The organism is Paracoccus sp. MKU1, from assembly GCF_001447385.1.
In the GTDB taxonomy this organism is placed as follows: Bacteria; Pseudomonadota; Alphaproteobacteria; order Rhodobacterales; family Rhodobacteraceae; genus Paracoccus.
Genome location: NZ_LLWQ01000003.1, coordinates 25,715 through 33,780 on the forward strand (window position 1 = coordinate 25,715; position 8,066 = coordinate 33,780).

General features: G+C 69.4%; 10 protein-coding genes. 6 read left to right on the forward strand and 4 right to left on the reverse strand.

Going from position 1 to position 8,066, the window contains the following annotated elements:
* The first annotated feature begins 61 nt into the window (after window positions 1-61).
* Entirely contained in the window at window positions 62-421 is a 360-nt protein-coding gene (locus AQY21_RS00265) for a hypothetical protein (protein ID WP_058095915.1), read from the forward strand.
* 60 nt (window positions 422-481) lie between these two features.
* Window positions 482-901: a PaaI family thioesterase gene (locus tag AQY21_RS00270; protein ID WP_058095916.1), complete on the forward strand. Its 420-nt coding sequence runs from the start codon at window positions 482-484 to the stop codon at window positions 899-901.
* Window position 902: 1 nt separating this feature from the next.
* On the opposite strand, the gene AQY21_RS00275 is transcribed toward AQY21_RS00270, so the two are convergent.
* Window positions 903-1,598 carry a fumarylacetoacetate hydrolase family protein gene (locus AQY21_RS00275; RefSeq protein WP_058095917.1) on the reverse strand — a complete coding sequence of 232 codons (696 nt, stop codon included), beginning with the start codon at window positions 1,596-1,598 and terminating at the stop codon, window positions 903-905.
* 115 nt (window positions 1,599-1,713) lie between these two features.
* Between AQY21_RS00275 and AQY21_RS00280 the strand changes: the two genes are divergently transcribed.
* Genes AQY21_RS00280 through AQY21_RS00290 form a run of 3 tightly spaced genes read left to right on the forward strand, consistent with a single transcriptional unit; the run spans window position 1,714 to window position 4,638 of the window.
* A complete protein-coding gene (locus AQY21_RS00280) occupies window positions 1,714-2,367 on the forward strand; it encodes a protein-L-isoaspartate O-methyltransferase (protein ID WP_058095918.1) in 654 nt (217 codons plus the stop codon).
* Between the two features lie 22 nt (window positions 2,368-2,389).
* Complete coding sequence (locus AQY21_RS00285; RefSeq protein ID WP_058095919.1) at window positions 2,390-3,787, forward strand: TolC family outer membrane protein; 1,398 nt, start codon at window positions 2,390-2,392, stop codon at window positions 3,785-3,787.
* A gap of 26 nt (window positions 3,788-3,813) precedes the next feature.
* Window positions 3,814-4,638 (forward strand): hypothetical protein, encoded by an 825-nt coding sequence (locus AQY21_RS00290; RefSeq protein WP_058095920.1) that lies wholly within the window; start codon window positions 3,814-3,816, stop codon window positions 4,636-4,638.
* A gap of 79 nt (window positions 4,639-4,717) precedes the next feature.
* On the opposite strand, the gene AQY21_RS00295 is transcribed toward AQY21_RS00290, so the two are convergent.
* Genes AQY21_RS00295 through surE form a run of 3 tightly spaced genes read right to left on the reverse strand, consistent with a single transcriptional unit; the run spans window position 4,718 to window position 7,371 of the window.
* The gene (locus tag AQY21_RS00295) at window positions 4,718-5,887 is read right to left on the reverse strand and encodes a LysM peptidoglycan-binding domain-containing protein (RefSeq protein ID WP_058095921.1); all 1,170 of its coding nucleotides are present in this window, start codon (window positions 5,885-5,887) and stop codon (window positions 4,718-4,720) included.
* A gap of 31 nt (window positions 5,888-5,918) precedes the next feature.
* Window positions 5,919-6,569 (reverse strand): protein-L-isoaspartate(D-aspartate) O-methyltransferase, encoded by a 651-nt coding sequence (locus AQY21_RS00300; protein WP_058095922.1) that lies wholly within the window; start codon window positions 6,567-6,569, stop codon window positions 5,919-5,921.
* A gap of 7 nt (window positions 6,570-6,576) precedes the next feature.
* A complete protein-coding gene (gene surE, locus AQY21_RS00305; RefSeq protein ID WP_058095923.1) occupies window positions 6,577-7,371 on the reverse strand; it encodes a 5'/3'-nucleotidase SurE in 795 nt (264 codons plus the stop codon).
* Between the two features lie 189 nt (window positions 7,372-7,560).
* On the opposite strand from surE, the gene AQY21_RS00310 reads away from it, so the two are divergent.
* A partial coding sequence (locus tag AQY21_RS00310) for a sulfite exporter TauE/SafE family protein (RefSeq protein WP_152988026.1) occupies window positions 7,561-8,066 on the forward strand: 506 nt, incomplete at its 3' end.

Here is an 8,066-nt window from a genome sequence, read left to right on the forward strand (position 1 = left end):
GCGGCGGTCGGCGCGGAACCCGGCACCGTGGCCGGCGTTGGGGCGCAGGAGGATGCCGCCCATGTCGCAGATTTCCCTGTCCCGTATCGCCGTGCTGAGCGTGGCGCTGGCCTGCCTGGCCGCGCCGCTTTCGGCCCAGACCGCCCCTGCCGAGGCGCAAAAGCCGGCACAGCCAGCCGCCGCGCCTGCCGGGGAATGCCCACCCGCCGCCGGCAAGGCGGAGCCCGCGACGCCCGAAACCGCCTCGGCCGATGGCACGGCGCCGGAGAATTCCGGCTCGACCGGCTGGACCGGCGGCACGGGCGGCTCGCAGATCGGCACCAACCCCTCGGGCGCGCATCATGCCACCCGGACCTGGCAGCCGCCCACCGCGCGCGGCCTCGACCTTGCGGGACGCCCCGAGCCCGCCCCGGCCTGCTGACGCGCGGAGCGATTGACGCCGATCTCCCCGCCGCCGAAGATGCGGGAAAAAGGAAGCGCCATGCACGACAGCCAGACACCCGCCACCATCGAGCTGCATTCTCCCTATTCCGGGACGCTGGGGATGGAGACGGTTGCCGCCACGCTGGAAGAGGTCGTCCTGCGCATGCCGGTCACGCAGGTGCTGACCAACCGCAACGGCGTGCTGCATGGCGGCGCCATCATGAGCCTGGCCGATCACGCCGCCGGCACCGCCACCCATCTGCGCCTGCCCGCGGGCGCGGCAACAACCACGTTGGAAAGCAAGACGAATTTCCTTCGCCCGCTCCGGCTGGGCGACGTGGCCGAGGCGCGGTCCAGGCCGCTGCACCTGGGCCGGACCATGATGATCTGGCAAACCGACATCTTTCGCGGCGACGGCAAGCTGGCCGCCGTGGTGATCCAGACCCAGCTGGTGCTGGAATGGAAGGATCCCGCCTGACCTATTCGGCCGGGCCGATGGTCAGCTCCACCGCGGCCAGCCCCTCGATCTCGCCCACAAGGCGGTCGCCTTCGGCCACGGCGCCGACCCCGGCGGGCGTGCCGGTCATGATCAGATCGCCCGGCGCGAGGTGATAATATTGCGACAGGTCGACGATCAGTTCCGGGATGGGCCAGACCATGTCGCCGATCCCCCCCTCCTGCCGCAGGCTGCCGTTGACCTGCAAGCGGATGTGCTGCGCCCCTGGGGTGAAATCCCGCGCCGGGGTCAGCGCCGAGATGACCGCCGCGCCCTCGAAATTCTTGCCCAGGTCCCAGGGCTGCCGCTTTTCCTTGGCCCGGACCTGCAAGTCCCGCCGCGTCATGTCGAGGCCCGAGCCATAGCCCCAGACTGCCGCCATCGCCTGCGCCGGCCCAATGCGGAAGGCCGGGGCGCCGATGGCCACGACCAGCTCGATCTCGTGATGCAGATCGCGCGTACCCGGCGGATAGGGCAGGATCGCGCCACTTTGCCGCACGGCATGGGGAGATTTCAGAAAGTAGAACGGCGCCTCGCGGTCCACCTCGGCGCCCATCTCGGCGGCATGGGCGGCATAGTTGCGCCCGACGCAGAAGATGCGGTTCACGGGAAATCGCGCGTCTTGCCCCGAAACGGGCAGCGCGGCGGGCGGCGGCGGGGGAAACAGGTATTCGCTCATGCCCGCGACCCTGCCATGGCAACGCCATCGCGGCAAGAACGCGCGGCGCCGTTGCCCGCACCGGATTTTCATGGCAAGAGAGCGTAAAGCCAACCGAGAGGCAGGGTTCGCATAAATGACCGATTTCGCCCAGCGCCGCACCATGATGGTCGACACCCAGGTTCGTCCGAACGAAGTGACCAGCTATCCCGTGATCGAGGCGATGCTGAACGTCCCGCGCGAACAGTTCGTCCCCGAATCGCGCCGGGACGTGGCCTATGTCGGCAACAATATCGATCTCGCCCCCGGCCGCGTGCTGCTGGAGCCGCGCACACTGGGCAAGATGATGGACGTGCTGAATCTGCAAAACGACGATCTGGTGCTGGATGTCGGCTGCGGCTACGGCTATGCCGCCGCCGTCATGGCCCGCATCGCCGAGGCCGTCGTCGCCGTCGAGGAGGATGCCGCTATGGCCGCCGAGGCGGAAAGCCGGCTTGCCGCGCAGGACGTGTTCAACGTCGCCGTGGTCCAGGGCGCGCTGGCCGAGGGCTGCCCCGGCCAGGCCCCCTATGACGCCATCCTGATCGAGGGCGCGGTCGAGCAGGTACCCGAGGCGCTGGCCGAGCAGCTGCGCGAGGGCGGCCGCATCGTCGCCCTGTTCCGCGAGGGCAATCTGGGCACCGTCCGCATCGGCCACAAGCTGGACGGGCGGGTGAACTGGCGCTTCGCCTTCAACGCTGTCGCCCCGCTTCTGCCGGGCTTTGCGCGTCCGCGGGGCTTCGTCTTGTGATGCCGACAGGAAAGGCCATGGCATGTTTCGCAAAACGCTGAGAACTCTGCGGCGTGCGCTGATCGCAGCCTTGTTTGCGGGTGTGACGGCCGTTCCGGCAGGGGCCGAATCGCTGGCCGATGCCATGGTTGCCGCCTATCGCCATTCGGCGCTGCTGGAACAGAACCGCGCCGTGCTGCGCGCCGCAGACGAGGATGCGGCCACCGCCCTGGCCCAGTTGCGCCCGGTCCTGCAATGGGTCGCCGAGCACAGTTTCCAGAAGATCAACGGGCTGGGCATCGGCCGCTCGACCTCCATCGGGCTCCAGGCGCAGATCACGCTTTACGACTGGGGCCGCAACGCCATCGCCATCGACGCCGCCAAGGAAACCGTGCTGGCCACCCGCGCCGCACTGGTGGGGGTCGAACAGGACGTGCTGCTGGGCGCGGTCCAGGCCTATCTGGATGTGCGCAGCGCCACAGAACAGGTTGATCTGCAATCCAATTCCGTCCGGGTGATCGGGCAGGAACAGCAGGCCGCCTCGGACCGGTTCGAGGTGGGCGAGATCACCCAGACCGACGTCTCGCAGGCCGATGCCGCCCTGGCCGCGGCACGCGCCAGCCTGGCGGCCGCGCGCGGCAATCTCGAGGTGGCGCGCGAGGTCTACCGCGGCGCGACCGGCCGGGCGCCGGGCCAGCTTGAGCCACCGCCGCCCACTCCGGCCCTGCCCGCCTCGTTGGAGTCGGCACGGCAGATCGGCCAGCGCAGCCATCCGGCGATCCGGCAGGCGCAGCGCCTGGCCGCCGCCGCCGAGCTGGGCGTGGCCGCCGCTGCCGCCGAGCGCAATCCGATACTGACCGGCCAGGCCAGCATCGGGCGAACCAACGACTTTTCGCTTCCAAGCCAGTTGGAAACGAACCGCAACAGCCTTGGCGCCTCGCTCAGCATGTCGCAGACGATCTATTCCGGCGGACGCCTGCCCTCGGCCCATCGCAAGGCCATGGCGCGGCGGGACGAGGCCCGGGCGGGGTTGCTTCAGGTGTCGCGCCAGGTCGATGAGGCGGTCGGGCGTGCCTGGGCGGGTATCGATGTGGCACGGGCACAGATCCGCGCCATCGACGAGCAGATCGTCGCTGCGCAGCAGGCCTACGAAGGCGTGCGCGAGGAGGCGACGCTGGGCGCGCGCACCACGCTGGACGTGCTGGATGCCGAACAATCGTTGCTCGAGGCGCGAGCCGATAAAATCTCGGCCGAGGCCAATCTGCAATTAGCACATTATCAACTTCTGGCTGCTATGGGTCTGTTGACGGTGGAAAACCTGAAACTGGGGATACCGACCTATGACCCATCGGCCTATTACAACGCGGTGCAGGACGCACCCTATACCAGCAGGCAGGGCGAAAGCCTCGACCGCGTCTTGCGCGCGATCGGCAGGGACTGACGCCGCCCTCGATCCGGGGGCGCATCATGCACCATGAGGTGATGCGCCATCCGGCCCCCAATTCCGGTTCGGATAATGTCAGCGATGTGCTGGCCTCGATCCGCCGGCTCATCGCCCAGGACGAGGCAGGCTGCCGGATCCCGAATCAGGTGTTGAACAGGCTTCCCGACCAGGACGGCACGCCGGACGCGCGGATCGAGCCGGAGCCCGTATCGCCGGCACGAATCACCCCCCTGGTGCTGGACAGCAGCACGCTGGTTGCACGCGATCCCGTGCCGTCGGCCAAGGCCGATTGGCCCCGGCAAGATGCAACCCAACCCATGCCGGAACCGGTCGCGGCCGCAACGGAGCCGCGCCAGTTCGGCGACTGGCTGCGCGTGCCGCCGCAAGAGGCGGCCGGCGAATCGCATCCGAAACGGCCCGAGGTTGCCGCGGACCTCAGCGATGACGCCGCCCCGGTCCAGCCCGATGCGGCGGCGCCCACTGCACCCTCGATGGTCTGGCCGGAACCTGCCCAGATCCGACCTTTTGGCCCTTCGCTGGAGGCGCCGACCACCACCATCCTGCAAATGGAGGAAACCATGCTGCATGCGAATGCTTCCGTGACCCCGATCAACCCCTTGGCCGAGGCGCATGCCGCCGCCGAGGCCCTGAGCCGCGAGACCGAGCCGCATCTGTTCGCCCCGCAGGACAAGGACGCGCAGAAGGGCACCCACCTGCGCGGCATGATCCGCGAGGCGATCCGGCAGGAGCTTCAGGGCGAGATCGGCAACCGCCTCAGCCGCAACCTGCAACAGATGATCCGTCACGAAATCGAACTGGCCCTGCGGCAGATGTGCGAGCAGGACTGAACCGGCCGCGCAGGGCTGCCGGTCCGGCAGGAAAGCCCGACAGGCAGGCTTCCGGCGGAACATCGCGGGGCGGACCGGCCTAGTTCAGGTATTTCTCGGGATCGACGCTGTCGAACCCGTTGCGCACCTCGAAATGCACCACGCCCTGGTTGCGGGTCTTGCCCAGCGGCGTACCGGCACTGACCGTCTGGCCCTTGGTCACGGCGACATTCTCCAGACCGGCATAGACAGTCATCAGGTTGCCCTCGTGCCGGACGACGATGATCGGCACCTGATCGGTGTCGCGGGTGATCGCGGCGACGGTGCCGCTGCCGGCGGCGGCAACGGTGCTGCCGGGCGCCGCGGCGATGTCGATGCCGTCGTTCTTGCCCTTCTGATAGGTACGGATGATCGCGCCATTGGCGGGCATGCGGAACTTGCCGCTGCCCGAGGCGGCGGTGCGGGTCTTGCCCAGATCGGGGCCGGCCGGCTTGTCCACCGGGCTCGCGGCCGGCTGCGTCTGCTCCTTCGGCAGCGGCTCGGCCGATGAGGGCGGGCGCGGCGTCGGGCTTCCCGTTCCCGGTGCGGTGACGACGGCCGTGGCGGGGCGGCTTTGCCCGGCGACGGGGATCAGCAGGCGCTGGCCGGTGCGCAGCGTCATCTGCTGCGTCAGCCCGTTCCACTGGGCCAGGTCGCTCACCGAGACCTCGTATTTTCGGGCGATGGACCAGGCCGTCTCGCCGGCCGCCACGACATGCTGCCTGGGCTGGCTGGCGGCCGGCAGGGTCTGGGCAGTCACCGCGCCCGCCCCCGAAGCCGGCGGCACGTTCGGCTGCCTGATGCCCTGGCCGGCAAAGGGATCGCTGACCTGCCCGGTCGAGGAGACGATGGGCGCCGCCGCAGGCGCCCCGGCGGCGACGCGGCGCGGCAGGGCGACCACCGCCCCGGGGTTCAGCACGGTATTGGCGTCGATGGCATTGTATCTGGCCAGCTCGGCCGCGTTCAGCCCCAGCCGGGCGGCGATCGTCGCCACGGTATCGCCCTGCCGCGCGATGGCGACCTGATAGCCGGGATAGGAGATCACCCCGCGCTGGTCGGGCGCCGGGCGGGGCTGGGCACGCGCGGCCGCCCCGGCCGTCTCCAGCCCGCCGCCGCCCCAGCGGCGCAGGTCGGGGTCGAAACTGCTGAAATCCAGGCCGCCCTGCGGCCCGCAGGACACCAGAGTCACCGCAGCGCCGGCGGCCAACGCCAACTGCCTGATCTTGATCATCTGCCCGTTCCTCACTCTGGACGGCCGGGGGTCATGTCTGTCCCAACCCCTCGACCAGCGGCACGAAGCGCACCTGCCGCAATTCGTCATAATCAAAGCCGTTCTCGCCGCGGCGCACGCGGATCAGGGTCTGGACCGCATCCGACTGCCCGACCGGCACCACCATGATACCGCCGATCTTCAACTGCGCCAAGAGCGGCCCTGGCGGATCCTCGGCCGCCGCCGTCACCATGATGCGATCGAAGGGCGCCTGCTCGGGCAGCCCGCGCGAACCGTCGGCGACCAGTGCGGTGATATTGGTCAGGCCCAGATGCCGGAACAGCGCCTCGGCCTCGGCCACCAGCCGGCGATGGCGGTCGATGGTATAGACCCGGCGGCAGAGCAGCGACAGGACCGCCGCCTGATAGCCCGAGCCGGTGCCGATCTCCAGCACCTTGTCGCGCGGCCCGACCTCCAGCGCCTGGGTCATCAGCCCCACGACCGAGGGCTGGCTGATGGTCTGGCCGCAGGGAATGGGCAGCGGCATGTCGTCATAGGCGCGGTCCTCGAAATGGCCGCGGACGAATTCGCCGCGGTCGATGCGCTCCATCGCCTCCAGAACCCGCGGATCGGTGACCCCGCGCTGCCGCAGCGCGAACAGGAAGCGCATCTTGCGTTCGGCAGTCTCGGGATCGTCGCTCATCTCTCGCTCAGCCCTCCTCGAGAACGCCGCGCAGCTCGGCCAGGGTCTTGTGGCAGGTCAGGTCCGGACGCATCGGCGTCAGCGAGATATAGTCGCGCATATTCGCGTCCACGTCACTCTCCGGCGTGGCCTGCGCGGTCTGCGAGCCGCCCAGCACCCACAGGAACCGCCGGCCGTTCGGCGCGTGATAGGGCTCGACCTCGAAGCGCACGCCCTGGCGGCGGCCTTGCGGCGCGACCCGCGTGCCCTTGACCGAAGCCGCGTCGCAGGGCGGGAAGTTGATATTGTAGAACAGCCGGAAATCCTCGTCCGAGGTCCAGTCGCCGTAATCCAGCAATTGCCGGACCAGCCGCGGCCCATGCACCCGCGCCGCCTGGAACGGATCGTCCAGCGCCGCGGTGCGCTGGCCCATGTATTGCGACAGGGCGATGGCGGGCAGGCCCTGCAACGCCGCCTCCATCGCGCCGCCCACGGTGCCGGAATACATCACGTTCTCGCCCGAGTTGTTGCCGCGGTTCACGCCCGACAGCACCAGATCCGGCGGATTGTCCCGCATCACGTCGGCGATGGCGGCCAGCACGCAATCGGCCGGCGTGCCCTCGGCGGCAAAACGGCGCGGCCCGAGTTCGGCGATCAGCGTCGGATGGACATAGCTGATGCAATGCGCGACGCCCGATTGCTCGAAGGCCGGGGCAACGGTCCAGACCTCGCCCCCGGGGCCGGCGACCGCGGCCGCGAGCGCCCCCAGCGTCTCGAGTCCCGGAGCGTTGATGCCGTCGTGATGTGTCATCAGGATGGGCATGGTCTTCCCTGTCCGGCCGCCGCGCCGGGCCGCTATCCGCGCGGCCCGCGCCCTTGCCGTTATCTGCCCGTCACATCTGCTTTATCCGGGCCACAGCCTTGCGACCACCCGCCGGAAGGGCCACGGAAGCGTTTGACGCAGGGCTGTTGCCGGGGCAGCATCGACACAAGGCAATAAGCCGGGCAGGACATGCAGATCTATCTTCCCATCGCCGGGGTGGCGGTCACTGCGCTGGTGCCGCTCGGTCTGGGCGGCATCCTCGGGCTGATGTCGGGCCTGTTCGGGGTGGGCGGCGGTTTCCTGATCACGCCCCTGCTATTCTTCATCGGCATTCCGCCGGCCATCGCGGTGGCGACCGGCGCCAATCAGGTCGTGGCCTCGTCCTTTTCCGGCGTGCTGGCGCATGTCAAGCGCAAGACCGTGGATTTCCGCATGGGCTGGGTCCTGCTGGCCGGCGGCCTCGTCGGTTCCTCGGCCGGGGTGCTGCTGTTCAACATGCTGTCGCGGCTGGCCCGGGTCGATCTGGTGGGGCAGCTTTGCTATGTCGGCTTCCTGGGCCGGAGCGGCGCGAGGATGCTTCAGGAAAGCCTGCGCGCGCTGCACCGCGCCCGCCGCAGCGGGCCGATCAAGCCGATGCGCCGCCCCCAGCACGGCTGGGTGCACAAATGGCCGCTGAAGATGAAGTTCCGCGCCTC

Bases quoted from the DNA above. Each gene is read 5' to 3' on its own strand.
- AQY21_RS00265 (WP_058095915.1), top strand. From the start codon at position 62: ATGTCGCAGATTTCCCTGTCCCGTATCGCCGTGCTGAGCGTGGCGCTG.
- AQY21_RS00270 (WP_058095916.1), top strand. From the start codon at position 482: ATGCACGACAGCCAGACACCCGCCACCATCGAGCTGCATTCTCCCTAT.
- AQY21_RS00275 (WP_058095917.1), bottom strand. From the start codon at position 1,598: ATGAGCGAATACCTGTTTCCCCCGCCGCCGCCCGCCGCGCTGCCCGTT.
- AQY21_RS00280 (WP_058095918.1), top strand. From the start codon at position 1,714: ATGACCGATTTCGCCCAGCGCCGCACCATGATGGTCGACACCCAGGTT.
- AQY21_RS00285 (WP_058095919.1), top strand. From the start codon at position 2,390: ATGTTTCGCAAAACGCTGAGAACTCTGCGGCGTGCGCTGATCGCAGCC.
- AQY21_RS00290 (WP_058095920.1), top strand. From the start codon at position 3,814: ATGCACCATGAGGTGATGCGCCATCCGGCCCCCAATTCCGGTTCGGAT.
- AQY21_RS00295 (WP_058095921.1), bottom strand. From the start codon at position 5,887: ATGATCAAGATCAGGCAGTTGGCGTTGGCCGCCGGCGCTGCGGTGACT.
- AQY21_RS00300 (WP_058095922.1), bottom strand. From the start codon at position 6,569: ATGAGCGACGATCCCGAGACTGCCGAACGCAAGATGCGCTTCCTGTTC.
- surE (WP_058095923.1), bottom strand. From the start codon at position 7,371: ATGCCCATCCTGATGACACATCACGACGGCATCAACGCTCCGGGACTC.